Here is a 25,712-nt window from a genome sequence, read left to right on the forward strand (position 1 = left end):
TCCGCCTTGTTAAAGGGGGATTTGCCTCTTAACCTTGCAAATGCAAATTCCCCCTGCCCCCCCTTTGACAAGGGGGGGACCTTCTGCCGACCTGCTTTTCTGGCGCAGGGGGATGGCAGTGACAACACAAATCAACCTTTAAGGTGGTGTATGAAGTATTCAAAGGTATTCATAGAGTCTTTCGGTTATGAACTGGCGCCGGTGGTGGTCACGTCGGCGGAGCTGGAGGCCCGGCTAGAGCCGTTGTACAAGACGCTCCACTTTGCGCCGGGACAGCTCCAGGCTCTGACCGGCATCCGCGAGCGCCGCTGGTGGGAGCCGGGATTCCCTCTTTCCAAGGGTGCCCTGGCCGCCGCCAGAAAGGCCCTGACCGCCGCCGGACTTTCGGGCGCAGACCTCGGCGCTCTCCTTTACACCGGCGTCTGCCGTGAACAGTTCGAACCTGCCACCGCCTGCCGCGTGGCGGCCGGCCTCGGCATCTCCGGCCAGGCCGCGGTTTACGATCTCTCCAACGCCTGCCTCGGGGTCCTCAACGGCATCCTCGAGGTCGCCAACCGCATCGAGCTCGGCCAGATCCGCGCGGGTCTGGTGGTCTCCTGCGAAAGCGCGCGCGACATCAACGACATCATGATCCAGAAGATGCTCACCGACCGCGGCATGGAAAACTTCGCCAGCTCGCTTGCCACCCTGACCGGTGGCTCCGGCGCCGTCGCGGTGCTCCTCACCGATGGTTCCTTCTCCAATTCCGGCAGGCGCAGGCTCCGCGGCGGGGTCGCCCTCACCGCTCCCGAACACCACAATCTTTGCCTCTGGGGCATCCAGCCGGACGGCCACGGCGGCTTCATCCAGTCCATGAGCACCGACGCGGTAAGTGTCATGAATTTCGGCGTCGAGCTCGGCGTGAAGACCTGGGCACAGTTTCTTCCCGAAGTCGGCTGGAAAGACAGCGACGTCGACCGGGTGGTCTGCCACCAGGTCGGAAGCGCCCACCAGAGCGCCATCCTGAAGACCCTCGGCATCCCGCTCCAGAAGGACTTCACCACCTACGAATTCCTCGGCAACATGGGCACCGTCTCGCTGCCCCTTACGGCCGCGCTGGCGGACGAGCGCGACGTCATCTACGAGGGGGACCGGGTGGCGATGCTCGGGATCGGAAGCGGGCTCAACTGCCTCATGCTCGGGGTGGACTGGTAAATGGCCATCGATCTCGGCAAACTCTACCCGTTCGTCGGCAAAACCCTCGACCTGGGCGGCCTCTCCTACCATTACCTCGACGAGGGGAGCGGCGACCCGGTGGTCATGGTCCATGGGAATCCTTCCTGGTCCTTCTATTACCGGAACCTGGTCCTGGCGCTCAGGAACCGCTACCGCTGCATCGTCCCCGACCACATCGGCTGCGGCTTTTCCGACAAGCCCGGCGACGACCGCTACGACTACACCCTCTCCCGCCGGGTGGACGATCTCGAGAAGCTGATCGACCATCTCGCGCTTACGGGAAAGATCACCCTCGTCGTCCATGACTGGGGCGGGATGATCGGCATGGCCTACGCAAGCCGCCACCCCGAGCGGATCGGCAGACTGGTGATCCTCAATACGGCTGCCTTCCATCTCCCCAAGGAGAAGAAATTCCCGCTGGGGCTGAAAATCTGCCGGGACACGCTGCTCGGCACCCTGCTCGTCCGCGGCTTCAACGCCTTCAGCGCCGGGGCCTCCATCGTAGGGTGCAAAAAGAACCCGATGAGCGCCGAACTGCAGGCCGCCTACCGAGCGCCGTACGACTCATGGGCCAACCGGATCGCTACCCTCAGGTTCGTGCAGGACATTCCGCTTACCCCGGAGGACCGCGGCTACTCGCTGGTGAGCGAGGTGGCCGACGGGCTCGAGCGCTTTGCCGATCTCCCGATGGCTATATTCTGGGGGGAACTCGACTTCGTCTTCGACAGGAGCTTCCTCAAGGAATGGATGAGGCGCTTCCCGAAGGCCAAGGTGAAAAGCTACCCGGACGCCGGACACTACATTCTCGAGGACATGAAAGAGGAAGTGGTGCCGCTGATAGAGAAGTTTTTCGCGGAGACTGAGTGCGGTACGGCTAAATCACCATCCTCACCCTGACCCATCCCCGCTCTTCAGGATCCCCCCTTTCAAGGGGAGAGATGGGATGAGGCTGGGGTAAATCCGAAACAAAAGGATTGGCATGAGCAGCGACATCGTCAACATAGCCGCCCACCTCCCGGCGATGGCTAAGCGCCAACCGGACACCACGGCCATCATCTTCCCCAAGCAGAAGCGGCGGATGAGCTTTGCCGAACTGGACAAGCTGAGCGACCGGATCGCCTCGGGCCTCATCGGCGCCGGCATCTGCTCCGGCGTCCGTACCGTCCTCATGGTGACGCCCAGCCCCGAGTTCTTCGCCCTCACCTTCGCGCTCTTCAAGGTCGGCGCGGTGCCGGTACTGATCGACCCGGGCCTGGGGATCAGGAACCTGAAGACCTGTCTCGCCGAGGCCGAACCGCACGCATTCATTGGCATTCCCAAGGCACATATCGCCCGGCTCCTCTTCCGCTGGGGCAAGGGAACCCTCCGCACCCTGGTCACCGTCGGCCACCGCCTCGGCTGGGAAGGGACCACCCTCTCGTCGATCATCGAGAACACGCCGCCTGACGAACCGTTCATGATGGCGCCGACCCAGCGCGACGACGTAGCCGCCATCCTCTTCACCAGCGGCAGTACCGGCATTCCCAAGGGGGCCGTCTACACCCACGGCAACTTCGCCGCCCAGGTGGAAGCGCTCAAGAAGGTGTACGGGATCCAGCCGGGGGAGATCGATCTCCCGACCTTCCCGCTCTTCGCCCTCTTCGCCCCGGCGCTCGGGATGACCGCGGTGATCCCCGAGATGGATTTCACCCGCCCCGGCTCGGTCAACCCGGTCAAGATCATCGACGCCATCACCAGGTACAACGTCACCACCATGTTCGGCTCCCCGGCCCTCATCAACCGGGTGAGCCGCTACGGTGTGCGGCATGGGATCAGACTTCCCACCCTGCACCGGGCGATCTCCGCCGGAGCGCCGGTGCCTGCCGCCGTGCTGGAGCGCTTCACCTCCATGCTCAATCCCGGCGTCGAAGTGTTCACACCCTACGGGGCCACCGAGGCGCTTCCGGTCTGCTCGATCGGCAGCAGCGAGATCCTCGGCGGCACGCGGGATATCACCGACGCCGGCGGCGGGGTCTGCATCGGCCGCCCAGTGGAAGGGATCCGGCTGGAGATCATCGAGATCACCGACAGCCCGATCTACTACTGGGACGATGACCTCAAGGTACCGGCCGGCAAGATCGGCGAGATCGTGGTCCAAGGGGAGCAGGTCACCAGGAACTACTACAACCGTCCGGAATCCGACCACCTGGCCAAGATCCTCGATCCGGAGACCGGGTCGTTCTTCCACCGGATGGGGGACCTCGGCGGGCGCGACGAGGATGGGCGGGTCTGGTTCTGCGGCAGGAAGTCCCATCGCGTGGAAACCGCTGCCGGACCGCTCTTCACCATCCCCTGCGAGGCGGTCTTCAATACCCACCCGGCAGTCTACCGCACCGCGCTGGTCGGCATCGGCGCCCCCGGAGAGATGAAACCGGTCCTCTGCGTCGAGCTGGAGAAGGGTTCCAAGTGGGACCAGGACAAGGTGCGGGAGGAACTGCTGAAGATCGCCCAGGAGCATATCCACACCCACGCCATCGAGACGATCCTGTTCCACCCCGCCTTCCCGGTCGACATCAGGCACAACGCCAAGATCTTCCGGGAGAAGCTGGCCAAGTGGGCGGCGGAGAAGGTGAAATGAAGGCGCTCGTCACCGGTGGGGGGGGATTCCTCGGGGCGGCCATCGTGCGTCTGCTCGTCGCCCGCGGCGACCAGGTGGTGAGCTTCTCGCGCGGCCATTATCCCGAACTGGAGGCCCTGGGGGTCCGGCAGGTGCACGGCGACCTGGCCGACCCGAAGGCGGTGGAGCGGGCTGCCGACGGTTGCGACATCGTCTTCCACGTGGCGGCCAAGGCAGGCATCTGGGGCGACTACCAGGAGTACCACCGGGCGAACGTGGTGGGAACGAACAACGTCCTCGCGGCCTGCCGGGCCCACGGGATAGGCCGGCTTGTCTACACCGGGTCCCCGAGCGTGGTCTTCGACGGCTCGGACGTGGAAGGAGGGGACGAACGGCTCCCCTACCCTGCCCATTACGAAACGCACTACCCGCAGACCAAGGCGATGGCGGAGAAGGAAGTGCTGGCGGCGAACTCGCCGGAGCTTGCCACCGTCTCGCTTCGTCCCCACCTGATCTGGGGGCCGGGGGACAATCACCTCGTACCGCGCATCGTGGCCAAGGCGCGCGCGGGGAAGCTCCGGCGGATCGGCAACCGTCCGTGCCTGGTCGACACCGTCTACGTCGACAATGCCGCCCAAGCCCATCTCGACGCCGCCAGCCGGCTTGTTTTCGGATCCGCCCCGGCCGGGAAAGCGTACTTCATCACCAACGGTGAGCCGCTCCCGCTTTGGGAGATGGTCGACAAGATCCTCGCCGCCGCCGGACTCCCCCCCGTTACCCGCTCCATATCCCCTTCTCTGGCCTACGCCGTGGGAGCCGCCTGCGAGAAAATCTGGAAAACGTTCAGACTTTCGGGCGAGCCCCCCATGACCCGTTTCGTCGCCCGCGAGCTTTCCACCGCCCACTGGTTCGACATCTCCGCCGCCAGGAACGATCTCGGCTACGCACCCGCCGTTTCCGTCGAAGAGGGGCTAGCGCGCCTCAAGGCGTGGTTCCAGGCGGGAGTCCCTCGATGAAGCCGGAAGTGCCGGCCTCCCTTTCCGGGCTTGTCGACATCCTCTATTTTCCCTTGGACGTGTCAGATGGCGAGGCCGGTCGCCTGCGTGCGTTTCTAACTGCCGCCGAGCTGCGGCGGGGGAACCGGTTGATAGACGAGGTCCGCCGCAGGCGCTTTTTCGTAGGACGCGGAATACTGCGGGAAGAGTTGGGGTATGCGCTGGGGAGACCGCCTGCGGACATCGAGCTGAGGGAGGGAGCGTTCGGGAAGCCGAGGCTTGTCGAGGAGCCCGAGCCGGTGTCGTTCAGCGTGGCGCACGCGGAGGAGCATCTGCTGATTGCGCTGGCCAGGGGGCGGCAGGTTGGGATCGACCTGGAGTTGGTAAGGCAGGAGATTCAATTCGCGGAGATGGCGAGGCGGTATTTTTCCGAGAGGGAAAAGGAAGAGCTGTTCTCGCTCCCCGCGGACCAGCAACTGGCCGCCTTCTACCGCTGCTGGACGAGGAAGGAAGCGTATCTGAAGGGGACCGGCACCGGCTTTTCCCAGCTCTCCACCGGATTCGACGTATCCCTGCTTCCCGGCGAACCGGCAGGCCTTTTGGCCCACCGCGGGAGACCGGACGAGCCAGCCAAGTGGATCCTGGCCGACCTCGCCTTACCCGCCCCCTTCTGCGCGGCGGTGGCCGTTGAAGGCTTGTGACCCTTTCTACCCGTTGGGGGGATAATTCTGCCCGAGGTCAACGGCTGTAAGGGAGACATGACAACCGGTCGGCCCTCCTTAGGCACCCGCGGCTACCTAAGGAGAGCGATCGTCAGCGGCAAGGTGAAGAATGAGAGGCAGGTCTGCACGGTGATGATGGTCGCCATGCTGTTATGATCGCCTCCCATCTGGCGGGAGAGAATGTATGCGGTGGGCGCGGTCGGCACGCTGAACAACAGCACCGCCACCCCGGTCGCCACTCCCGGCAGCCCAAGATAGGTCGCGAGCCCCCACGCGATGGCCGGCTTGCAAAGAAACTGTATGGTGCTGCTCACCACCAGCGACTGCCAGTGAGCCCTCATATACCCCGCCCGGTACGCCGCCCCAACCGCCATCAGGCCGATGGGAAACGCGGCTTTTCCTCCCAGCATCAACACGCCGTCGATTGCCTTCGGAATCTTAAGCCCCAACACATTCACCCCGACGCCGATCACGCACCCCAGGATCAGCGGGTTGCGCGCCAGGTCTCCCACAATCCGCGTCAGGCTCACGCCATCGTCCTTAGTGACCGCCACCGAAAAGACCGAGACGCACAGGATGTTGATCAGCACGATCATGAAGCCCGCCCCGAGCGCCGCCAGCATCAGACCCTCGTTCCCGAATAGGTTTTCCGACAACGCCAGGGCCACAAAGGTATTGAAGCGGACGCCCCCCTGAAAGAGCGAGGTAAAAGCCGGGCCACCCATCCGGCGGTCGCTCAGCCACCAAAGTAAGACCAGCAGCGCACTGGCAGCCACGGCACCCTCGACTGTCAGAAGCATCTTCAGCCAGGGGAGATCGCTGATCTTTTTTGCGGCAAGGCTGTGTATCAACGCCGCCGGCATAAGCAGGAAATAGGTGAGTTTTTCGGCGGAGGGCCAGAAGCTGGGGTGCAGGAAGTTCGTGCGCTGAAGGAGAAAGCCGACCACTATCATGGCCAGCACGGGGGTGAGTGCGTCGCTTATGGAAATCATGGTCCCCTCCTTGATGAGAGGGACCATAGCATGACTGAACCGTAAATAAAAATTGATAATACTTGAAGCTATACCAAGTATTACTCAAGTGAGCATTCGCGACTGAGTTCGTCGAGGACCAGTTCAGTCAATACCTGGCGCACGTGATGCCGCTTCTGATACATCCCCACCCGCCTGGTGAGTGGCGGTGTGCCGAAGCTGGTGAGACTGAAATGGTTATCTGCCTCGATGAGACGCTTGCGGTTGAGCGGGATCACGGCGATGCCTAGCCCCTCTTCGACCAGGCGGAGCACCGCCTCCAGGGAGTCGATCTCCATCACCTCACGGGGCGAGATGTTCTGAGCCATAAGCTGACGGTCGACCATGGCGCCTGCCCAGGCGGTTTTGTCGAACCGGACGAAGGCAAAGCGCTCGAATAGCCCTTCGGTGTCGCTGACGTCGGTCCCCTTGGGGGCCGCAATGAAGAAGGACTCCTGGTCGTAAGCGCGCCACTCGTACTGGGGGGCGGCAGCAAAAGGAGGCTCGGTGGTGAGGGCGGCATCGAGCTCGCCATCTTCCACCTTCCTGAAGAGATCGGCGGAGAGGCCGGAAACGAGCCGTACGTGGAGCTTCTCGTGTTCCTTCCGCAGCCGGCCGAGCACGGAGGGAAGCGGGCCGGTCAGCACGGTCGGCACCACCCCGAGGGTCAACACGCCTCCGATACGGTCCGAAGGGATCAGCTCGGCCTTCACCCCTTCGTACAGGGCAAGGATCTCTTCCGCCCGTTCCACCGCCAGCCGTCCGTTGGCGTTAAGCTTCGGGCTGCGGCCGGAGCGTTCGAAGAGCTGGACGCCGAACTCTTCCTCCAGGTTCTTGATCTGAAGACTGATGGCGGACTGGGTGAGCCCCAGGTAATCGGCGGCCGCGGCGAAGCTACCTTTGCGGGCGACGGCGGTGAGAATTTGAAGGTTACGCAGCGACATGGTGCCTCGTTGCCTCTCAGGGTTGGTCCGTATTTTCGTGAAGGAGTGCCTTTTCCCGGTACGCCTCGATGGAACGGCGGTACTTTCTCAAGTTGATCTCGTCGCTGAGCCATCCATAGACGATGACGTTACTCTCTTTGTCGTGCTTGAAATAGAGCCGGTACCCGCCTGAGAGTATCGCCCTCCGCCACTGGCGTGACCCGTCGCCGTCCCCTTCCCCCTGGTAGTACTCGGCATGCTCGGGGTGTGCGGGGATTTCCTTGACGATGGCGCGATGGACCTGGGCCAAGAGTTTCGCAAGTGGCGACTCGTGGTAGCTCTCCGGGTGGCGCTCCTTCTCCTTGGCGACCAGGGTCGCCAGCTCGTCGAACACCGCGGCGAAGGCGGGATGAAACACCAGGCGGGACTCGTTACTGATCATGTCCGCGCCTCCACACCATGGACCAGCTCTCCGATCGCCTTGAGCCTCTCCGGGTCCGGGATGACCGGCTCGCCACCGTCTACCCCTTCCATTTCCATGACCCGGTAGAGATCGCGGACGGCGGTATTTTCCACGCTGAAAGATACAACCTCGAAGGTCCGGGGATGGAGCGGGAGCGATCGAAGGCCCGAGCGGACCAGGTCTTCGTAGTAGGAGGCGGAAAATTCATCGGGGATGACGAAGCGGTAATGGAGAAAGGGTGCCTCGGGGACGGGGACCACAGAGAAAGAGTAATCACGCAGGATGACGTCGGTCTGGGACAGGGCGCAGCCGATGCCGTCCAGGACGGACTTCAGGTCGCGCTCCAGCATACCGTTGGCGGTGAGCAGGTCGCCCACGGCTTCGCACTGGCTCGCCTCGGGCAGCGGCGCCCAGCCCCCCTTCTGTTCCAGCAGCCGTTTGTACAACGAGAAGCGGCCGGTCAGGGGGGCCATACGGATCACCTCGTCGAGAAGCTTCGGGTTCTCCGGATCCTTATCGAGCGCCATCAGGGCGAAGCGGACCGCCTCCCCCCAGAGACAGCACTTTTCGAGGGACGCGGAGTAGTACATGAGGGTGACCAGGGACTCGGAGAGCTCCAGGGCCTTCTTGTGATGGTCGTGCATGGCCGCCGAATCGTGCTCGAGACAGGCGGCCAGCCCAAGGAGAAGGTTTGCCGCCACCGGCTCCATTTCCATCATCCCCAGGGCGCTTTTCTTGTACTTGCCCAGTTTCACCCCCTGCGTCACGTCCCGGCGAGTGTAATCTCCGAGCTCGCGCACCATACGGGCGAAGTCTGCCTGGGCCTGGGTGATCATCCCCTTCAGCCGGCCAGATCGGTCTTGCAGAAGCGGCAGACCGTCTCACGCCACTTGCTGAACTCGTGGCAGTTGGGGCATTCCCGGTAGCGCCCCGGCACCGCCCGCGCGGGGCCCTGGAAGATGGTGACCATCAGGGTCGGAGGGAACAGCGTGTTGAGCAAAAACCAGAGGAAGGGGTTTCTCCCCTTGGTCCAGGCGATCCATCCGCCGACCAGACCGGGGATAACGAAGAATACAACGATGAAAGCGATCTGCAGCAGATATGCGTGAATCATGTGCGGTGATTCTCCTTCAAACTAAGGGGAGCTACGTTCTCGGTTCGGTCCTGGTGATGGTGCTCCGCAGGTCGAGGCCCAAAAGGCCCGCAGCCTCGTGCAGGGCGTGGTGGTAACGCTCGCGGAAGTGGTCGAAGTTCTCATTGGGGCGCCCTTCCTCATCCCAGGGGACCCCGGTCCGCACCAGGACGATCAGGATCTCCTCCAGGGCGTCCCGCATGCTTTTCAATTCGCGAAGCTCGGTGACGGCGGCGGCAATCACCTCGCGGTCAGCCGGATCCGCCACGTTCAGCTCTTCGAGTTTCTTAATGATCTCAGGCATGGTTACCTCCGTGCGAGCCGCATGGTAGCAGTGCCGGTCACACCCGTCAACCTCGATTCGGAGGGGGAAGAGACGATCCGGTCACCGTTTATATTTCGACATTAAAATTGAGTTCGCCCGAAAATCATGGTAAACCTTCTATCGTTTCCCTAATCCCACAGATATCACGAGGATAGCATGAAAAAACTTGCTTCGCTCCTGGCCGTCGTGGCCCTCTCCGCATTCTTCTCGGCACCGGCTATTGCAGATACCGCTTCCCAGCCGGCCGCCACCAACACCAAACCTGCCGCAACTGCCCCGGCTCCGGCAACCACCCCGGCTCCGGCAACCACCGCCACCACCAGCGCCACGACCACCCCGGCGACCGCGATGGCACCGGCCGCCAAGGAGCAGGGTCCGAAGGTTGCCTTCGTCGACATGTCCAGGATCGCCACCGAATCCAAGACCGGCAAGGGTGTCAGCGACGCGCTCAAGGCCAAATCGGAAAAGTACAAGGAGAAGCTGCAGGGCAAGGATAAGCAGCTCGAAAAACAGAAAGAGGCCATCCAGGCCAAGCTCCCCACCATGTCCCCCAAGGAGCGCGCGGCCAAAGGGAAGGAATTCCAGAAGAAGGTCGAGGACTTCCAGAGGCTCGTCCGTCAAAGCGAGGAGGAGATGGAAAAACTCCGCGAGCGGATGACCGGTGACGTGGTCAAAAACATCAAGAAGGTCGCCGCCAGCTACGCGAAGGCCAACGGCTTCGGCCTCGTGGTCGACGAGAAGGCTGTCCTCTTCGTCTCCGACTCCCTCGACACCAAGGACATCACCGACCAAGTTATGACCCTGCTCGACGAGAAACAGGCCAAATAGTTGCATATCGACGCGGCATGGTAGACTTATTCGAAATTCCCGGCTCCCCCGGATGCTTCAGAAGGTGACCGCCATGAAAATGCCCAGGTTTTCCACGTTGCTACTGTTATCGGCCGTTGCGTTGAGCGCGCTGCCTGCCCCCCCCGCCCTCGCCGTGCTTGGCGAGAAAGCCGATTCCGTCGCCAAGGACGGCACCCCCGTTTCCTCGGTGAGACGGGTGCTGGCCACCAACGGCACCAGCAGTTATCAGGTGCAGGAGGTGCAGACGGCCGCCACCAGGATCCGCGAATACATCGCCCCCTCGGGCGTGGTTTTCGCCGTGGCCTGGAACGGGATGAACAACCCGGACCTGAGCTCGCTTTTGGGCTCCTACCACCAGGATTACCAGACCGCCAAGAAGCAGGCTCCCCGCATCCGCGGCCGCAGGCAGCTGCAGGTCCAGGGGTCAAACGTGGTGGTGGAAACTTGGGGGCACATGAGAAATCTTCAGGGCAGGGCCTATCTTCCGGCCATGGTCCCATCCGGGGTGAACGTCAATGACCTTCGATAAATTCCTGGCCAGAGCCGCTATCGTTCTCACCCTTTTCTCCCTGATAGGATTGGCAGGCTGTGGTGGCGGCGGAGGCGGCGGAGGCCCCGCACCATCCTCCGGCACCCTCGTCTCGGTTTCCCTGAAGCCTGCCACCTCCACCTTCGTGGCGGGCAAGGTCTTCAACTTCATCCTGATCGGGACCTACTCCGACAACACCACCGCCGACATCACCAGCACCGCGACCTGGACCACCTCGGCCACCAGCGTGGCCACCGTCAGCGACACGGCCGGGAGCAAGGGGACGGCCACCGCGGTTGCCCAAGGGACCGCGACCATAACCGCCACGGTAACGGTCACCCCGGCTACCACCACCACGACCACCACCACCCCGGCGGTGACCTTCACCGATACCGCCAGCGTCACCGTTATCCCCTCTACCATTCCGCTCCCCGGCGGCAACGTCATGCAGGTCACCGTCAACGGCGGCCTCTGCTCGTCGGCCACTTCGGTGAACTACTTCAACAAGCCGTGCGTCGCCGTTACCATCTGCAACCCCGATGGGAGCGGCTGCCAGACCATCAACGATATCCTGCTCGACACCGGCAGCGTCGGTTTGCGCCTCTTCAAGCAGGCCATCCCGGCTTCGATCACTACGACCCAGGTGACGGTCAGCGGCGGCAACCTGGCAGGCTGCGTCCAGTTCGCCGATGGCTCCTCCTTCTGGGGACCGATCCAGACCGCAAATATCCAACTCGGAGGCGAAACCCCGGTCTCGATCCCGATCCAGGTCGTCGATTCCACCTTCGGCAACCACCTGGTTTCCCCCTGCAGCGTACCGGACACCACGCCGCTTAGCGCCGGCATGAACGGTATCCTCGGGGTCAACACCCAGCTGACCGACTGCGGCACCGCCTGCGTCCAGCACCCGCTTAACTCCAGCCCAACCGAATCGCTGGGGAGATACTACGCCTGCTCGGGAACCAACAACACCAACTGCGTCGAGACCCGGGTCCAATCCGCGAACCAGGTCCAGAACCCGGTGGCGAGCCTTTCCCAGGACAACAACGGCATCCAGCTAATCTTCCCGCCAGTTCCCTTTGGAGGCACCACCACGGTGACCGGGAGCATGATCCTCGGCATTGGCACGCAGGGCAACAATACGCCGACCACCGGTCAGCAGACGGTGTTCCCGGTCGACTCCACCGGTGACTTCGCCACCGTCTACCCGCCGACCTCCACGGCGAACACCTGGAACGCCTTCCTCGACACCGGCTCCAATGCCTATTACATCCCGAACGCCAATCCCGGTGTGCTGCCCCCCTGCTCTTCCCCCAACAGCGCCTGGTACTGCCCGCCGGTGACCCGAGCCCTGATCGGGACAGCCGAGGGTGCTTTGGGAAGCCCGAGACAGGACGTGCCGTTCAACGTCGGCAACTTCATCGCCCTTTTCAACACCAACAACAACGTCTTCAGCGACATCGCCGGGGTCTCGTCCTTCGGATTCGACTGGGGCCTTCCGTTCTTCCTGGGACGCAAGACTTACTTCGGCTACCCCAGCCGCACCACCACGCTCGGGACCGGACCGTACGTCGCTTTCTAGCAGTTGAGCAGACCGAAGGGAGGTAGGAGCTTGGTGAGAGGTTTTCTGGTTGGATGTGCCCTTTGGATGGGGACTGTTTCCGCAGTAACGGCCATGGCGGCCACTCCGGGGGATGGAAAGGAGGCTTCCGCCGACAAGGGGGGAGCCCGCGCCGAACAGGAAAAGCCCCTCCTCCCCCCGACGAAAACGGTGGTGACCAGCCACCGCGCGAAGATTGCCGGCAAGGAAATCGCCTACCGGGCCACCGCCGGCACCCTTCCGGTGCTAAACGACAACGGCGAGACCGACGCCGAGATCTTCTACACCGCCTACACCGTCGAGCCCCCCGCTTCTGCCAAACGGCGCCCGCTGCTCTTCGTATTCAACGGAGGGCCGGGCGCCGCTTCCGTATGGCTCCACCTCGGGGCCATCGGCCCCCGCCGCGTGGTGATGCTCCCGGACGGCAACATGCCTGCCCCCCCCTTCACCATGGCCGACAACGACCAGAGCTGGCTTGATTTCGCCGACCTCGTCTTCGTCGATCCGGTAGGAACCGGCTACAGCAGGGCAGTGAAGCCGGACGGCACCAAGAAGTACGCCGCCGTGCGCGCCGACATCGAGTCGCTCGCGCAATTCGTCAGGTTTTACATGACCCGCAACCAGCGCTGGGGATCGCCGGTCTTCCTGGTCGGCGAGAGCTACGGGACCTTCCGTTGCGCCGGGCTTTCCGAACGCCTGGTGGAGCATGGCTTGGCCCTCAACGGTATGATCCTCATCTCCACCGTGCTCAACATGCAGACCATCTCCTTCGACAACGGGAACGACCTCCCGTATGAGCTCTATCTCCCCAGCTACACGGCGACCGCCTGGTACCACGGGAAACTGGCACCCGACCTCCAGAAGGACCTGGACGCCACCCTCGCCGCCGCCGAGGAGTGGGCAGGCGGGGAATATCTCTCCGTCCTCAACAAGGGGGACCGCCTCACCCCCGAGGAGCGGCGGCGTGCGGTGGAGACCATGGCCCGCTTCACCGGGCTCTCCCCGGCCTTCATCGACAACAGGAACCTGAGGATCGACCAGCGGATCTTCGCCACCGAGCTGTTGCGGGACCGCTCCCGCATCGTCGGCATCATGGACAGCCGCCTCACCGCCGACAACGTGGTACCGGCCGCCCCGCACGGTTTCGATCCGACCATCACCACCATCCGGCCGCCCTTCACCTCGATGATCAACAAGTACCTGGGCGAGGAGCTTTCCTACCAGACCGACATCGAGTACTTCAGCCTCGGAGGAGGGATCCCGCACTGGGACTGGGAAGCCAAAAACTCCTACGCCGACACCAGCGACAACCTGGCGAACACGATGGCGAAGAACCCGTACATGAAGGTGATGACCGCCTCCGGTTACTTCGACCTCGCCACCCCGCACATGGCCACCAGCTACACGATGTCGCACCTGGGGCTCACCCCGGACCTCAAGAAGAACATCACCATGAAGCACTACCGCTCCGGCCACATGATGTATCTCGAACTGAATGCACTGGAACAGCTGAAAAAGGACGCCGCTGACTTTGTAGGAAAAGCGCTCAAGTGAGGCATCGAGTGGTTGTCACCGTCGCACCATGAGCAGCCCCCATTCTATGTCAGGAGCGGAGTGCGACAGTTGAAGGCAGGAATAATGAAGGGGGAGGCTACAGAAAGCGGCGGTAGTCGCAATTCAAAGCGGCGGCCAGCCTTTTAGCTGTTTCCTTGCCGATGGGGCGCCTGCCGTGTTCCATGGCGCTGATGTTCGATCGGGAAATGCCTGTAATCTGTGCCAGCGCGTCCTGAGTGAGGTCTTCACGGTTGCGAATCCCACGCAGATAAACCCCGGCGGAATTGGTGACGAGTTCAGGAGAAAGTTCGATTGCAGGAATACGTTCGGAAGGTTCAATGACACCGGCACCGACCTTCACTGCATATTTCCGTAGCCGGTTGATCACTTCCGGAGAACCGACAAGCTGTATGGTTTCAGTACGGTGCTTTTTCGTGCGTCCCAACATAAACAATCTCCACAATACGTATTCCTCCGCTCTCCAGACAGCCACATAGGTAGGATGCCCTTTTTTCAGGTGACAATGGTGCAACTCGCCGGATAGCTTCGAGTAGTTGGGCCAATCGCCACGAACCGGACCGGTTGCCGCCAGATCCAGAACAAGGGCATCAAGCGCCGACTTTACCCGCCCCGGAATTCTTTCACGAAGCTTTGCCGCCTTCCGGCTATACACCACCTCCCAGGCCATGTCGATAATGTATCAACGGATGATACATTGTCAACAGCGGAATCGAGGTTGTTTAGGCGACAGATGAGGCGAAAAAAAGGGGGAAAGGCAGGCACTAACCTGCTTTCCCCCTTTTCGTTTCATTCCACCCTCATGCCCCACCTTCAACAACGCGGCGACATGGCTTTGGTAAAGCCGAAGGAGAGGTTAGAGGTTTTGGGCGACGACCTCGGCGATGTCTTTGACCTGGGTGGTCACGCCGGTGAACTCCTTGATCCCGTCTTCGAACATGGTCATGCAGAACGGGCAGCTCACGCAGATGGTGGCGGGTTTCTGGTCCAGCGCCTCCTTCACACGGCTCCTGTTGATCGCGGTCCCTTCATGCTCCTCCAGCCACATCCTCCCCCCGCCAGCCCCGCAGCAGAACCCGTTCTCCTTGTTGCGGGGTAGTTCATGGACGGCCGCCCCGGTCACCTCCCTGATCACCTCGCGCGGCGGCTCGTAGACCTCGTTGTGACGGCCGAGGTAACAGGAGTCGTGGAAGACGACTCGGCCGAGATCCTCGCCCCCCTTGACCTTGAGGCTGCCACGGCCGATGAGCCCCTTGATGAATTCGGTGTGGTGGATCACCTCCAGCTCCAGCCCATACTGGCGGTAGTCGTTTTTGAGCGTGTTGAAGCAGTGGGGGCACTGGGTGATGACCTTGGTGACGCCGCGGCTGCGGAACTGGTTCACGTTCTCGTTGGCCATGGTCTCGAAGAGGTACTCGTTACCGAGCCGGCGGACGCTCTCCCCGCAGCACTTCTCGTCCTTGCCGAGGATGCCGTAAGAGACCCCCGCCGCATCGAGCACCTTGGTGAGCGCTACCGTCACCTGCTTGTTGCGGGCATCGAAGGCGCCCGAGCAGCCGACGAAGAGGAGGTACTCGGTCTTTCCCGCCTCGAACGGCTCGAGGTCGAGCTGCGAGGACCACTTGCTCCGCTCGGAGGGGGCCATCCCCCAGGGATTGGAGCGCTGCTCCATGTTCTCGAAAAGGTTCAGGAGCTCCTCGGGGAAACGGGCCTCCATCTCCACCAGGTGCCGCCTGAGTTTGACGACCTTGGGAAGGTGCTCGATGAAAACGGGGCACGATTCCATGCAGGATCCGCAGGAAGTGCAGCTCCAAAGGGCGGCCTCGCTCACCGTCCCCTCCCCTTTCCCGATCAGGGAGGCGGCGGAGCTGGCGGCCACGGCATCCGCGGAGGAAGGGAGGGAGCTGCCGTTACCGAGCAGGCTCTCCTTGATGGCATGGATCAGCATACGGGGATTGAGTTGTTTGCCGGTTGCCGCCGCGGGACAGGAATTCTGGCACCTGCCGCACTCGGTGCAGGAAAAGGAGTCCAGGAGATCCTTCCAGCTCAAGCGGTCGACCGTACTGGCGCCGAACGTTCTCCCCTCGGCAAACTCCTCACGCGGCTGGGAATTGACCTTGCCCAGCGAGCGGAGAAAGACGTTGGGAATGGCGGTCAGGATGTGCATGTGCTTGCTGTAAGGAAGAAAGTTCATGAAGGAAAGGAGCAGCACGGCGTGAACCCACCAGCTGACGGCCTTGATGACGGGAAGCTGGCCCGCGAGGGGGGTGTGGCCGAGAAGGGTTGCCAGCAGCGAGGAAACGGGAGCGGAGAAGGAGGGAGATGCCTCTCCCATGGCGATCTCGGCTGCATGGACTCCGAAATACGCCGCCATCAGCCCGGCGATCATGGAGAGGATGAAGAAGGCTTCGAAGGTGCGGGCCTCCTCATAGGGCGGATTGAAGATCCTCCTCAGGAAGGCGAGCGAGACGGCGGCCATGGTGGCCAGCGAGCTGAGCTCGAAGAGAAGCGACAGGGTCCCGTGCAGCGGCGGCGGAAGGAGCGTGAAATTGAGGTTCGGGAATACACCGGAGATCAGGAACTCGGCGTTGGCCAGGGTGAGCACCAGGAAGGCCCAGAAGATAACTCCGTGGTTGATGCCGAAGGGGCGTTTCATCACCCGTTTCTGGCCAAGGGCGTAGACCAGCACTTCCTTCAGGCGGGTCATCGGGTGGTCGAAGCGATACTCGCCGGCCCCGACCGACACCAGGGCAAGACGCCGGTAACAACTGAAGACGAAAGTTGCGAGCGAGGCGACCAGAATTCCTGCAAATAGGGTCTGTTGCATGGGAGACTCCGTACTTTAGAGAGTTTTCTTCCTCCCTCAAGGGGAGAGGGTCGGGGTGAGGGCTTTCCGGGGCTTTCAGGCCTCTTTCAGCTCCCGCAGGCGGTTGGTCAGGGCCGGGACCACCTCGAAGAGATCGCCGACGATGCCATAGGTGGCGACCTCGAAAATTGGTGCCTCGCGGTCGCGATTGATGGCGATGATGACGTCGGAATCCTGCATGCCGACCAGGTGCTGGATCGCACCGGAGATCCCGCAGGCGATGTAGATCTTCGGCCGCACCGTCTTGCCAGTCTGCCCGACCTGGCGGTCCTGGGGAAGCCACCCGGCGTCCACGGCGCTGCGGGAGCCTCCCACTACTCCCCCCAAAAGATCGGCGAGCTCCTCCAGCATCCCGAAGTTCTCTTTCGCCATCATCCCCCGTCCGCCGGAGACGATGAATTCGGCACCGGCCACGTCCACCTTGTCCTTGCCGCTCTTGTCGGTTATCACCTCCAGTACCCGCGTGAAGATGGAGGATTCGGAAATGGTATAGCTCTCGGTGACGACCTTGCCGGTGGCGCCGGGACGGCGTTCGGGCATCGGCATGACGTGGGGGCGGACGGTGGCCATCTGGGGGCGGAAACGGTCGCACATGATGGTGGCCATGATGTTCCCCCCGAAGGCGGGACGGGTCTGCATCAGGTTGCGCTTCTCGTCGATGCCGAGCCCCGTGCAGTCGGCGGTGAGCCCGGTCTTGACGCGGGTCGCCACCGCGCCCGCCAGGTCGCGCCCCATCCCGGTGGCGCCCATCAGGACTACCTCAGGCTTGTACTTCCCGATGAGGTAACACATGGCGTCCAGGAACGGTTCGGTCCGGTATTGGCTGAAGACCCGGTCGTCGATCAGGCAGGCGCAGTCGGCGCCGTAGCTGAAGGCCTCGTCCGCCAGGTGGCCTATCTTCTCCCCGATGATGATCGCGGTCAGCTCCACCCCAAGGGAATTCGCCAGCTCGCGCCCAACCCCGGTCAGCTCCCAGGAAACCCGGGCCGCCTCCCCCGAGTTCTGCTCGATGAAAACCCAGACCCCGCGGTAGGAATCGACCAGCCTGCGGCGGGCCAGTTCCTCCTCGTCGAGCTCCTCTTCCCCCTTGTTGGCCAGGGCGGCAAGGATCTCGAGCTCCTCGGGGGTGTAGAACATTTCCAGCGCGCCGGCGGGGCAAGCCTTGACGCACTTCACGCAGCCGATGCACTTCTCCACCAGGATGAGCGGTTCGCCAGCCTCGCTCATCTCCACGCCGTCCACCGGGCAGGCGCTTTGGCAGCGGGCGCCGCAGGCAACGCACTTGCCGGTCACCACCCTCGCCTTCCCGCGCGGCTTCTTAATTTTCTTCGGTTCAGTCATTGGTTCACCCTTTCCTTTTTAAACCGCCAGCAGATCCCCCTCGACGAGACGGTCCACCAGCATGAGCGCAGCAGCAACCGGGTCATTCATGCCATCACCGAGGATCTCACCCTGAGCGCGCTGGGGAGAAAAGATGCGGCTGACCCAGGTCGGGGAGCCTTTGAGCCCCACCGAATTGACGTCCAGCTTCAGTTCCTCGTTGCTCCACCGCTCGACTTCGGCCTTGGCGGAGGCAAGCCGCATGGGAACGGTCGGATAGCGGGGACGGTTCAGCTCCCTCACCACGGTGATCATGGCGGGCAGCCTCGCCTCGACAATCTCGTAGCGCCCTTCGAGCTTCCGGCGGACGGTGATGGTCCTGGCCCCGGTATCGATCCGCTCGATGCGGTCGACCAGGGTGAGTTGGGAGAACCCGAGCCGCACGGCAATCCCCGGCCCCACCTGGGCGGTATCGCCATCGATGGTCTGCTTGCCGCAAAAGACGATGCCGATCTCGTCCTCATCCATCAGTCTCCTGATGGCGGCCGAGATGACGTTGCTGGTCGAGAGGGTGTCGGCGCCGCCGAAGACCCGGTCCGAGAGGAGGATGCTCCGGTCCACGCCCAGTGCCAGCGCCTTCCGCAGGGCGGCCTCGGCATTCGGAGGGCCCATGGAGAGGGCGACCGCCTTGAAGCCGTGGCTGTCCTTGAGCCGCAGGGTTTCCTCCAGGGCGTGGGTGTCGTAGGGGTTGATGATGAAGGGGATGCCCTCCCTGACCAGCGTGTTGGTCACCGGATCGATCTGAACCTGGGTGGTGTCCGGGACCTGCTTGATGCAGGCGACCACGATCATTGCTCGTTCCTCCCTTGCCTTTGTTGCCTTAATTTGTGCGACTTACCGGCTTACCGCCGTACCCGCTTACCTCATTACCCCATACTTCCCATGCTGGCCAAGCCGAAGACGTGCTGCGGGCGATACCCCGGTTCGATTCCTCGATACATCAAAAGGTTATCCCCGCAAACTTCGAACCCTCGTTGAGCGAGCAGGGCACCCGCCAGCTGGTTCCCTGCCGGCACGTCGAGGAAGACGCGGCCTCCTGCACCCACCAGTGCGGCGTCCAAAAGTTCCTCACCCCGGGTCCCGTCCGCGCTTCCCCAAGGCCCGAGTTGGACGCCGGTTTTCCAGGACTGGCAGCAGACAAATCCGCCCGAATTGGTGAAGACCTTGCCGCGGCCGCACGTGGTTCTAAGCAGGGAATCCCGGCGGTCACCCCACCCTTCCCGGTCCATTTCCACCACCAGGTCGAGATCGGGAGCCTCGGCGCTGGCTGCGCTTCCCGGCCGCCCGCTCCCCACCCAGCGCTGGATCCTGTCCACCGTCACGAACCCGAGCCTCTTGTAGATGCTCGCCCCCTTTTCGGAGGCGGTAAGCCAGATGGTCTTGGTCCCGCGCTCCTGCAGGGCCTCGATGGCAAGTTCCATCAACCCTTTCCCGATGCCGCGCCGCCTGGCTTCCGGAAGCACGAGGAGGTTCCCGATCCAGCCGCTGTTGCCGTACTTCACCGAGGTCACGTACCCGAGGTCGTTCCCCGCCTCGCGGCGGACGTAACAGCCGGAGGGAAACTGCTCCAGCAGGAACTCAAACTCCCACCTTCCGCAGATCCACCCTTCCTCGCGGGCCCGCACCAGGAAAGGGGCGATATCGGTCTCGACGAACTGGTAGACCATTGGCGGCCTCCTATTGGTGAAGGCGAAGTTCCTCCAGCGCCGGTTCCTGCGAAACGGCGGCCGGTTTGGATAACTGCAGGTCCTGGCCGATCAGCCCCACCGCATCGGCCCGGCACTGTTTGCAGTGCTTGAACTGGCCGATGATTTTCTCGTTGGAGCTCCGCAACTCCTCCAGCTTCTCGGGTGCGGGAGGCTCGTGGGCGGCGAAGTCGGCCTGCGGGATAAGCGGCATGAGGTTCATGACGAAGGCGCCGAGCTCCTTCACCTTGCGGGCGATGAGCGGGATCTGGTCATCATTCACGCCGGGAATCACCACCGTGTTGATCTTGATGGTGAAGCCCGCTTCCGCAGCCAGCCGGAGCCCCTCGAGCTGGTTGGCGGCCAGGATAGCCGCCCCTTCCTCGCCGCTGTAGCGCACGCCGCGGTAGTTGACGTGCGAATAGATCCGGGCTCCCACCCTGGGATCGAGGGCGTTGAGGGTCACGGTGAGGCTGTGAAGATCGATCGCCTTGAGATCCGCCATCCGGTCGGGAAGGAGGAGGCCGTTGGTGCTCAGGCACTTCATCAGGTCCGGGAACTCCTCCCCTACCAGCCGGAAGGATTCGAAGGTCTCCTCGTTGAAAAGAGGATCGCCGGGGCCCGCGATGCCGATCACCTTGATGATAGGGCCGGTGATCGGGCTGGCCATCACCTCGCGCACCTTGACGATCGCCTCCTGCGGGGTGAGGAGCCGGCTGGTCACCCCCGGGCGGGATTCGTTCGCGCAGTCGTGGCGCCGGGTGCAGTAGCCGCACTTTATGTTGCACCGCGGGGCGACCGCCAGGTGCATCCTGCCGTTTTTCTGGTGGTTGCCGCCGAAGCATGGGTGGCCCTGAATCTTCTGCATCTGCTTGCATGACGAAGCCATGGTGTTCCTCCTTTTGCTGCCGTGCGTTCGGGACCCGAAGAAAAAAAAGCCCGGCGCAGATCTATTCTGCGCCGGGCTTCGTTGCCTTTTGTTTCAGATACCCCGTTGTACCGTTACGGCTATCCTGAGCATTTTGCGTGCCAGCATGCCGTATACGCCCGGTCTCCCCGTAATCAGGGGAGTTTTGGCTGGTCCTGGCCATGCCGGAAGTGGGGAATACGCTCCCGGGGCGCTGCTTCTCGTGGCGGTAAAGCGATTAAATTTTGGGCAGCGGCCTGGCGGCGTGTGGATGGCGAGATGGATGGAGCACGCGGGAAATGGCGGAGAAAGGGGAAGGCAAAGCAGGATCGCGAGAAGCCCTGCGCGGAAGCGAATAACCGCGGAGCTACGCTGGAAGCAGCCTCCCGGCCGGGCGGGGAGCCCTGAGCTCGGCAGGGAGGGGAATCGAACGGATGCAGCGCCGGGTGGTTACCATGAGACGGAGTGCTTATTGCATCTTACGGCGGCATGCACAGCTTAGCCGCCAAAGAAGAGATCCTTTCCCGGGCCAGGGGTGCCTTCCTCGGTCTCGCCCTTGGGGACGCCCTGGGGGCGCCCGCCGAATTCCTGACCCGCCAGGAAATCAGGGGCAAGTACGGCGTTCTCAACGAGATGGTGGGAGGAGGATGGCTCAGGCTCAAGCCGGGGCAGGTCACCGACGACACGGAGATGTCGCTTTGCCTCGCCCGGGCGGTGGCGGACCATGGAGAATGGAAGCTGACCGCGATCGCCGACAACCTGGCCGGGTGGCTCAAGTCGAAACCGATCGACGTAGGCGACACCTGCCGCCGGGGGATCAGGAACTACCTCCTCAAGGGGACCCTGGAGACGCCTCCCAACGAATGGGACGGCGGCAATGGCGCCGCCATGAGGATGCTCCCGGTGGCACTCTGCACCCTCTCCGACCAGGAACTGCTGGAGCGCTGCACCATCGAGCAGGCCCATCTGACCCACAACCAGCCGCTCTCGGATGCCGCCTGCCTGGCGGTGGGCAAACTCCTCCAGATGGCGCTGACCGGAAAATCCCTCCTCCAGCTCCGCAGAGAGGTGGACCTTCTGATCTCCCGCTTCCCCAGCTTCACTTTCGATCCGTACAAGGGACTCGCCACCGGCTACGTGGTGGACACCATGCAGACCGTTTTCCACTGTTTCTTCCGGGCGCGTTCCTTCGAATCGTGCGTGGTCGAGACGGTCAACCAGGGTGGGGACGCCGACACCACCGGCGCCATCGCGGGTGCCTTGGCGGGAGCCTACTTCGGAGAGGAGTACCTTCCGGCCCGCTGGCTTAAGAAGATGGACAAGAAGCTGGTGGCGGAGCTAAGAGAGCTGGCCGACCGGCTGGTAAAGCTATCCCCCCTCTTCACCCCCTGACCGCTCCCGCAGCCTCCACCGTACGGGCGGCCCTCCGTGCCCACGCGGCCCCTTCGCCACCCCACCGGTACACCCTGCACCGTGCCACGCGGCTTTCGCAACTCCTGCCGGTACACCCTACACCGTGCAGAGGAGCCGCTTCACCCGGAACTCTCCCCCGATCACCAGACACTCACCCTCCCCCTTCAGGATCGAATTCGGCAAGAGGTGGTCGAAGAAGAAGATCTTGGAGAGCGGCACCTGCGTTTCCCAGACGATGAACCCGAACTCCCAGGCCCGCTCCTGGTCGGTGGTGAAGGAATTGAGGTTGTTGAGCCGCACGATCTCCTCGCGCTTGGAGAGGACCTCCAGCACGTCGTGTTCGCTCCGCTCGAAGGTGCCGCGGTAAAGGGTGAGGTGCCGCTGGCCGGGATAGCGCTTGGCCAGTTCGTACTGGCAGTATTCGTAGAGGAGATCGAGCTGCGAGTTGATGGCGGAGGTGCGCGCGCTCCCCTTGGTACGGTCGACGGCGTACTGGAGATACTCCTCGTCGTGGATGCCGCCGATCCGCGTCCGGTGGAAGGTCGGCGAAAGCCCCATCCGGCTCTCCACCCACCCCTTCAGGACGGCCCCCTCCGGCGAATTGGAGTCCATCATCCACCCGCGCAGGAAACGGAGGTAGCTGTTCTTCAGGCTCTTTCTGGCGGTGGCGGTCCCCTGCTCCTGCCACTGGTGGAGCTGGAACTTCACCGACATGTAGTCGTTGAAAACCGAGCCCCGTTCGTCGGCGGAGGCGATGGTATCGAGCTTGTCGAAGAGGAAACGGTTGGCGGCCCGCACTCCCTGAATCTCGAGGGGCTGCGGATTGTCATTGAAGTGACGGGAGGCGATTACCCAGGGGGGTAGATTACAGTGATTGAACGATGTCTGCATAACTCGGTCGAGCGCCTCCAATAACACCGGCGCCGTTGACGGTGATGCAGGCTCACATGTAAATCAACTTACCGGCTAAGTCAAGTTATAGCTGGCTAAGGTATGCTCTCAGCAAAGAATCTTTCCCTCCCTTGATTTTAGGAGATCGCGCAACTATATTACCGGCAGAACCCAGGAGCCTTCCATGACCATGAAATCGACGCCGGTTGCCGGTGAGAGAGCAAACGTGCCCCGATGAGAAGATCACCCGGAGCACCCCACCGCCGCTACCGGCTTGGCTACCTGCAACGCCCGGAGGCGGAGCCGTGCGAAGACGGCACCCTCCTCCCGCCGGAGGAAGTGCCGGCTCCCCCCTCCCCTTCCTTCCCCGCGCCGGTCCAGGATTTGTCCGTCCCCGCCAAGGAGGAGTGGGTGGAGATCGTTCCCACCCAGGTCGACCGCTTCATACGGGGAGCCCTCCCGTCGAAGCGGGCCCATCTCTGGTCGCTGGTCCTGGAATCGCGCTACATAACCTGCCGCGTCGAGCAGGGCGACGGCGGCTTTTACCTCCTGGTCCCCGCCTCCAAGCAACGCCAGGCGGTGGCCGAACTAAAGTCCTACGTCGACGAGAACAGGAACTGGCCCCCGCCGCCACCGGCGGTCCGCCCCCTGATCGAGAACGCGCTCCCCGCCCTTTCCGTGCTGTTACTGCTGGCCATCTTCTACAACATCACCCTTTTGCCGGTGACCATTGCCGGCAAGGTGCCCGACTGGGTGGAGATCGGCAAGGCGCAGGCCGGGGCGATCATGGATGGCGAATGGTGGCGGGTGGTCACCGCCCTCACCCTCCACGCCGACTGGGTACACCTCTTCAGCAACATCGGCATCGGGAGCATCTTCATCATCTTTCTCTGCGGAGACCTGGGATCCGGGCTCGCCTGGACCCTCATCCTGTCCAGCGGGGTGCTCGGGAACCTGGCCAACGCCTACTTCCAGCTGAGAGGGCACAGCTCCATCGGCTTCTCCACCTCGGTCTTCGGCGCGGTCGGCCTGCTGGGCGCGCTCGCCGTGGCACGCTACCGGAACCACGTCAGGAAACGCTGGCTCGCTCCGGCCGCGGCCGCACTGGCCCTGCTCGTACTCCTGGGAACCGAGGGAAAGCAGACCGACCTCGGCGCCCACCTCTTCGGGTTCGGTTTCGGCTTCCTGCTCGGGCTGGTGGCCGAGCCGCTGTTGGCACGCTACGGGCGCCCGGGTCCACGTCTGAACTTCTTGCTGTCGGTCGCCTGCGCGGCCCTGGTGGTCGGCGCCTGGTGCGCCGCCATCTTTTTGGCCGATTGAAACGACGAGGGGCAGGTCCGATATTCCGGCCCGCCCCTCACCACTTCCCCTCGTTTTGACGGCGCTCACCGCCACGCCAGGTTACCTGCCGCGGCCCTCGTGCTCGCCTCCCCCTTCTCCGCGTCCACGGTCACCGCGTTCGCCATGCTCGCGTCCTCCAGGCCCGCCGCCATGCTCACCGCGGAACTCGCCGCGCGGCGGCCCGCCACGGTGCTCCCTGAATTCCCCGCCACGGTGTTCCCGCCACTGGCCGTAAGGGATGTGCCGCTCGTGCATGTACACCCGCCGGTAATCACGGGGGACGCCATAGACGGAACGCGGTACCGCCCGCCGCGACACGCCGCGCCACGGTCCGTCATAGGCGCGGGCCCGGTACCAGCGGTCGCCGCGGGGTGACCACCAGTAGCCGTTGTAGAAGAAGATATCGAAATCGATGCCGGGGACGAAGTAGACACCGGTACTCGGCACCATTACCACCTCCGGCGGTTGCGCCACCACAATCGGAGGTGGACCCAGATTCACGTTCACGCTCACCTCTGCGGCGGCCAGCGACACACTACCGGCGGCCAGCAGAGCCACAACCAAACCAGTTTCTGCGATCCTCGCAAATGCTCCTCTCATTGGTTCCTCCACTTTCGGAGCCCTCCAGCTCCCGTGTAAAAACAGGAAGATGCCAGCCGGGAACTGAGAGCGATTCTTTAATAGCTCCTTTTATAATGAATCACATAGTTCGCGATTAGCAAATACTGCGATTTGGTTACTACAGAAACGGCAGCGGCTTCCCCGTCCTGAAAGCAAGCGCCTGGCAGACCGCGATCAGCTCCCCCTGCTGGTCGCGGACCTTGATGTCATAGGTCGCGGTCCGCTTGGTGCCGCTCACCTCGACCGCTTCCGCCCGCAGGCGCGCGCCCGTCTCAGGACTGGCCACGTAATTCACGTTGACACTCATGGCCACCGTCGTGCTCCCGACCGTCTGGCAGGCGGTCTGGAACGCCTCGTCGATGAGGGCGAAGATGGCGCCGCCATGCATCCGGGCAAAGAGATTGTCCATCACCGACGGATCGTAGTCCATCTCGACCACCGAACGCCCCTCCTCCAGTTCCACCAGCTCCATCTTCAAGGCCCGGGCGAAGGGCTCGTTCTCCACCCCTCTGAAAATCGCCTTCACCAATTCGTTATCCATCGCATCCTCCCCGCCCCTTCCGGTGAAACACCAGAAGCCAGCTTGACTATTAATTTTTTCAAATTATTCTTTCGTATGGAAAACGACCCCTAATCTATCCAGTTAATCCCACATACATGACGGGGGCTACTGGCTC

At 62.9% G+C, this 25,712-nt stretch carries 26 protein-coding genes; 11 read left to right on the forward strand and 15 right to left on the reverse strand.

Annotation, left to right across the window (positions count from 1 at the left end):
* Positions 1-150 precede the first annotated feature (150 nt).
* From L4X63_RS08000 to L4X63_RS08020, 5 genes are all read left to right on the forward strand, one after another.
* Positions 151-1,194, forward strand: coding sequence for a 3-oxoacyl-ACP synthase III (locus L4X63_RS08000; RefSeq protein ID WP_250678088.1), 1,044 nt, complete (start codon positions 151-153; stop codon positions 1,192-1,194).
* The gene (locus L4X63_RS08005; RefSeq protein WP_250678089.1) at positions 1,195-2,112 is read left to right on the forward strand and encodes an alpha/beta fold hydrolase; all 918 of its coding nucleotides are present in this window, start codon (positions 1,195-1,197) and stop codon (positions 2,110-2,112) included. It abuts the gene before it with no gap.
* A gap of 82 nt (positions 2,113-2,194) precedes the next feature.
* Complete coding sequence (locus L4X63_RS08010) at positions 2,195-3,832, forward strand: fatty acid CoA ligase family protein (protein ID WP_250678090.1); 1,638 nt, start codon at positions 2,195-2,197, stop codon at positions 3,830-3,832.
* Positions 3,829-4,827, forward strand: a complete 999-nt coding sequence (locus L4X63_RS08015) for an NAD-dependent epimerase/dehydratase family protein (protein WP_250678091.1) — start codon at positions 3,829-3,831, stop codon at positions 4,825-4,827. The genes L4X63_RS08010 and L4X63_RS08015 overlap by 4 nt, the downstream gene beginning before the upstream one ends.
* Positions 4,824-5,507, forward strand: a complete 684-nt coding sequence (locus L4X63_RS08020) for a 4'-phosphopantetheinyl transferase family protein (RefSeq protein ID WP_250678092.1) — start codon at positions 4,824-4,826, stop codon at positions 5,505-5,507. Before L4X63_RS08015 ends, L4X63_RS08020 begins: the two co-directional genes overlap by 4 nt.
* A 92-nt stretch (positions 5,508-5,599) precedes the next feature.
* Here L4X63_RS08020 and L4X63_RS08025 read toward each other — a convergent pair whose 3' ends face one another.
* The 6 genes from L4X63_RS08025 to L4X63_RS08050 form a co-directional block, all read right to left on the reverse strand.
* Positions 5,600-6,520, reverse strand: a complete 921-nt coding sequence (locus L4X63_RS08025; RefSeq protein ID WP_250678093.1) for an AEC family transporter — start codon at positions 6,518-6,520, stop codon at positions 5,600-5,602.
* Positions 6,521-6,600: 80 nt separating this feature from the next.
* On the reverse strand, positions 6,601-7,482 hold the full coding sequence (locus tag L4X63_RS08030; protein ID WP_250678094.1) for a LysR family transcriptional regulator: 882 nt from the start codon (positions 7,480-7,482) through the stop codon (positions 6,601-6,603).
* Positions 7,483-7,498: 16 nt separating this feature from the next.
* Positions 7,499-7,903 carry a type II toxin-antitoxin system YhaV family toxin gene (locus tag L4X63_RS08035; RefSeq protein WP_250678095.1) on the reverse strand — a complete coding sequence of 135 codons (405 nt, stop codon included), beginning with the start codon at positions 7,901-7,903 and terminating at the stop codon, positions 7,499-7,501.
* Positions 7,900-8,760, reverse strand: a complete 861-nt coding sequence (locus L4X63_RS08040; RefSeq protein WP_250678096.1) for a hypothetical protein — start codon at positions 8,758-8,760, stop codon at positions 7,900-7,902. Before L4X63_RS08040 ends, L4X63_RS08035 begins: the two co-directional genes overlap by 4 nt.
* A gap of 5 nt (positions 8,761-8,765) precedes the next feature.
* Entirely contained in the window at positions 8,766-9,038 is a 273-nt protein-coding gene (locus tag L4X63_RS08045; protein WP_250678097.1) for a hypothetical protein, read from the reverse strand.
* 31 nt (positions 9,039-9,069) lie between these two features.
* Entirely contained in the window at positions 9,070-9,360 is a 291-nt protein-coding gene (locus tag L4X63_RS08050) for a hypothetical protein (protein ID WP_250678098.1), read from the reverse strand.
* A gap of 177 nt (positions 9,361-9,537) precedes the next feature.
* On the opposite strand from L4X63_RS08050, the gene L4X63_RS08055 reads away from it, so the two are divergent.
* The 4 genes from L4X63_RS08055 (at position 9,538) to L4X63_RS08070 (ending at position 13,913) form a co-directional block, all read left to right on the forward strand.
* Positions 9,538-10,209 carry an OmpH/Skp family outer membrane protein gene (locus tag L4X63_RS08055; RefSeq protein ID WP_250678099.1) on the forward strand — a complete coding sequence of 224 codons (672 nt, stop codon included), beginning with the start codon at positions 9,538-9,540 and terminating at the stop codon, positions 10,207-10,209.
* A 73-nt stretch (positions 10,210-10,282) separates the two neighbouring features.
* Positions 10,283-10,759, forward strand: coding sequence for a DUF2844 domain-containing protein (locus L4X63_RS08060; RefSeq protein ID WP_250678100.1), 477 nt, complete (start codon positions 10,283-10,285; stop codon positions 10,757-10,759).
* A complete protein-coding gene (locus L4X63_RS08065; RefSeq protein WP_250678101.1) occupies positions 10,746-12,341 on the forward strand; it encodes a DUF3443 family protein in 1,596 nt (531 codons plus the stop codon). The genes L4X63_RS08060 and L4X63_RS08065 overlap by 14 nt, the downstream gene beginning before the upstream one ends.
* 93 nt (positions 12,342-12,434) lie before the next feature.
* A complete protein-coding gene (locus L4X63_RS08070) occupies positions 12,435-13,913 on the forward strand; it encodes a S10 family peptidase (protein WP_250678102.1) in 1,479 nt (492 codons plus the stop codon).
* A 97-nt stretch (positions 13,914-14,010) separates the two neighbouring features.
* On the opposite strand, the gene L4X63_RS08075 is transcribed toward L4X63_RS08070, so the two are convergent.
* The 6 genes from L4X63_RS08075 to L4X63_RS08100 form a co-directional block, all read right to left on the reverse strand.
* Entirely contained in the window at positions 14,011-14,601 is a 591-nt protein-coding gene (locus L4X63_RS08075; protein ID WP_250678103.1) for a helix-turn-helix domain-containing protein, read from the reverse strand.
* A 186-nt stretch (positions 14,602-14,787) separates the two neighbouring features.
* Positions 14,788-16,758 (reverse strand): (Fe-S)-binding protein, encoded by a 1,971-nt coding sequence (locus L4X63_RS08080; RefSeq protein ID WP_250678104.1) that lies wholly within the window; start codon positions 16,756-16,758, stop codon positions 14,788-14,790.
* A gap of 75 nt (positions 16,759-16,833) precedes the next feature.
* Complete coding sequence (locus L4X63_RS08085; RefSeq protein ID WP_250678105.1) at positions 16,834-18,138, reverse strand: electron transfer flavoprotein subunit alpha; 1,305 nt, start codon at positions 18,136-18,138, stop codon at positions 16,834-16,836.
* Between the two features lie 18 nt (positions 18,139-18,156).
* Positions 18,157-18,969, reverse strand: a complete 813-nt coding sequence (locus L4X63_RS08090; protein ID WP_250678106.1) for an electron transfer flavoprotein subunit beta/FixA family protein — start codon at positions 18,967-18,969, stop codon at positions 18,157-18,159.
* A gap of 74 nt (positions 18,970-19,043) precedes the next feature.
* On the reverse strand, positions 19,044-19,844 hold the full coding sequence (locus L4X63_RS08095) for a GNAT family N-acetyltransferase (protein ID WP_250678107.1): 801 nt from the start codon (positions 19,842-19,844) through the stop codon (positions 19,044-19,046).
* 10 nt (positions 19,845-19,854) lie between these two features.
* The gene (locus tag L4X63_RS08100; RefSeq protein WP_250678108.1) at positions 19,855-20,751 is read right to left on the reverse strand and encodes a radical SAM protein; all 897 of its coding nucleotides are present in this window, start codon (positions 20,749-20,751) and stop codon (positions 19,855-19,857) included.
* A 507-nt stretch (positions 20,752-21,258) separates the two neighbouring features.
* Here L4X63_RS08100 and draG point away from each other — a divergent pair.
* The gene (draG, locus tag L4X63_RS08105; RefSeq protein ID WP_250678109.1) at positions 21,259-22,161 is read left to right on the forward strand and encodes an ADP-ribosyl-[dinitrogen reductase] hydrolase; all 903 of its coding nucleotides are present in this window, start codon (positions 21,259-21,261) and stop codon (positions 22,159-22,161) included.
* A gap of 117 nt (positions 22,162-22,278) precedes the next feature.
* Here draG and L4X63_RS08110 read toward each other — a convergent pair whose 3' ends face one another.
* The gene (locus tag L4X63_RS08110) at positions 22,279-23,073 is read right to left on the reverse strand and encodes an NAD(+)--dinitrogen-reductase ADP-D-ribosyltransferase (protein WP_250678110.1); all 795 of its coding nucleotides are present in this window, start codon (positions 23,071-23,073) and stop codon (positions 22,279-22,281) included.
* Positions 23,074-23,307: 234 nt separating this feature from the next.
* On the opposite strand from L4X63_RS08110, the gene L4X63_RS08115 reads away from it, so the two are divergent.
* The gene (locus L4X63_RS08115) at positions 23,308-24,393 is read left to right on the forward strand and encodes a rhomboid family intramembrane serine protease (protein WP_250678111.1); all 1,086 of its coding nucleotides are present in this window, start codon (positions 23,308-23,310) and stop codon (positions 24,391-24,393) included.
* Positions 24,394-24,458: 65 nt separating this feature from the next.
* Here the strand turns inward: L4X63_RS08115 and L4X63_RS08120 are convergent, their stop codons facing one another.
* Positions 24,459-24,626 carry a hypothetical protein gene (locus L4X63_RS08120; protein WP_250678112.1) on the reverse strand — a complete coding sequence of 56 codons (168 nt, stop codon included), beginning with the start codon at positions 24,624-24,626 and terminating at the stop codon, positions 24,459-24,461.
* Between the two features lie 527 nt (positions 24,627-25,153).
* Entirely contained in the window at positions 25,154-25,576 is a 423-nt protein-coding gene (locus L4X63_RS08125) for a PaaI family thioesterase (protein WP_250678113.1), read from the reverse strand.
* Positions 25,577-25,712: the final 136 nt, after the last annotated feature.

It is taken from the genome of Geomonas sp. Red32, assembly GCF_023652955.1.
GTDB lineage: Bacteria > Desulfobacterota > Desulfuromonadia > Geobacterales > Geobacteraceae > Geomonas.

Bases quoted from the DNA above. Each gene is read 5' to 3' on its own strand.
- L4X63_RS08075 (WP_250678103.1), bottom strand. From the start codon at position 14,601: ATGGCCTGGGAGGTGGTGTATAGCCGGAAGGCGGCAAAGCTTCGTGAA.
- L4X63_RS08060 (WP_250678100.1), top strand. From the start codon at position 10,283: ATGAAAATGCCCAGGTTTTCCACGTTGCTACTGTTATCGGCCGTTGCG.
- L4X63_RS08085 (WP_250678105.1), bottom strand. From the start codon at position 18,138: ATGACTGAACCGAAGAAAATTAAGAAGCCGCGCGGGAAGGCGAGGGTG.
- L4X63_RS08095 (WP_250678107.1), bottom strand. From the start codon at position 19,844: ATGGTCTACCAGTTCGTCGAGACCGATATCGCCCCTTTCCTGGTGCGG.
- L4X63_RS08030 (WP_250678094.1), bottom strand. From the start codon at position 7,482: ATGTCGCTGCGTAACCTTCAAATTCTCACCGCCGTCGCCCGCAAAGGT.
- L4X63_RS08000 (WP_250678088.1), top strand. From the start codon at position 151: ATGAAGTATTCAAAGGTATTCATAGAGTCTTTCGGTTATGAACTGGCG.
- L4X63_RS08100 (WP_250678108.1), bottom strand. From the start codon at position 20,751: ATGGCTTCGTCATGCAAGCAGATGCAGAAGATTCAGGGCCACCCATGC.
- L4X63_RS08035 (WP_250678095.1), bottom strand. From the start codon at position 7,903: ATGATCAGTAACGAGTCCCGCCTGGTGTTTCATCCCGCCTTCGCCGCG.
- L4X63_RS08045 (WP_250678097.1), bottom strand. From the start codon at position 9,038: ATGATTCACGCATATCTGCTGCAGATCGCTTTCATCGTTGTATTCTTC.
- L4X63_RS08115 (WP_250678111.1), top strand. From the start codon at position 23,308: ATGAGAAGATCACCCGGAGCACCCCACCGCCGCTACCGGCTTGGCTAC.
- L4X63_RS08040 (WP_250678096.1), bottom strand. From the start codon at position 8,760: ATGATCACCCAGGCCCAGGCAGACTTCGCCCGTATGGTGCGCGAGCTC.
- L4X63_RS08110 (WP_250678110.1), bottom strand. From the start codon at position 23,073: ATGCAGACATCGTTCAATCACTGTAATCTACCCCCCTGGGTAATCGCC.
- L4X63_RS08025 (WP_250678093.1), bottom strand. From the start codon at position 6,520: ATGATTTCCATAAGCGACGCACTCACCCCCGTGCTGGCCATGATAGTG.
- L4X63_RS08010 (WP_250678090.1), top strand. From the start codon at position 2,195: ATGAGCAGCGACATCGTCAACATAGCCGCCCACCTCCCGGCGATGGCT.
- L4X63_RS08050 (WP_250678098.1), bottom strand. From the start codon at position 9,360: ATGCCTGAGATCATTAAGAAACTCGAAGAGCTGAACGTGGCGGATCCG.
- L4X63_RS08020 (WP_250678092.1), top strand. From the start codon at position 4,824: ATGAAGCCGGAAGTGCCGGCCTCCCTTTCCGGGCTTGTCGACATCCTC.
- L4X63_RS08090 (WP_250678106.1), bottom strand. From the start codon at position 18,969: ATGATCGTGGTCGCCTGCATCAAGCAGGTCCCGGACACCACCCAGGTT.
- draG (WP_250678109.1), top strand. From the start codon at position 21,259: ATGCACAGCTTAGCCGCCAAAGAAGAGATCCTTTCCCGGGCCAGGGGT.
- L4X63_RS08065 (WP_250678101.1), top strand. From the start codon at position 10,746: ATGACCTTCGATAAATTCCTGGCCAGAGCCGCTATCGTTCTCACCCTT.
- L4X63_RS08125 (WP_250678113.1), bottom strand. From the start codon at position 25,576: ATGGATAACGAATTGGTGAAGGCGATTTTCAGAGGGGTGGAGAACGAG.
- L4X63_RS08055 (WP_250678099.1), top strand. From the start codon at position 9,538: ATGAAAAAACTTGCTTCGCTCCTGGCCGTCGTGGCCCTCTCCGCATTC.
- L4X63_RS08070 (WP_250678102.1), top strand. From the start codon at position 12,435: ATGGCGGCCACTCCGGGGGATGGAAAGGAGGCTTCCGCCGACAAGGGG.
- L4X63_RS08080 (WP_250678104.1), bottom strand. From the start codon at position 16,758: ATGCAACAGACCCTATTTGCAGGAATTCTGGTCGCCTCGCTCGCAACT.
- L4X63_RS08015 (WP_250678091.1), top strand. From the start codon at position 3,829: ATGAAGGCGCTCGTCACCGGTGGGGGGGGATTCCTCGGGGCGGCCATC.
- L4X63_RS08005 (WP_250678089.1), top strand. From the start codon at position 1,195: ATGGCCATCGATCTCGGCAAACTCTACCCGTTCGTCGGCAAAACCCTC.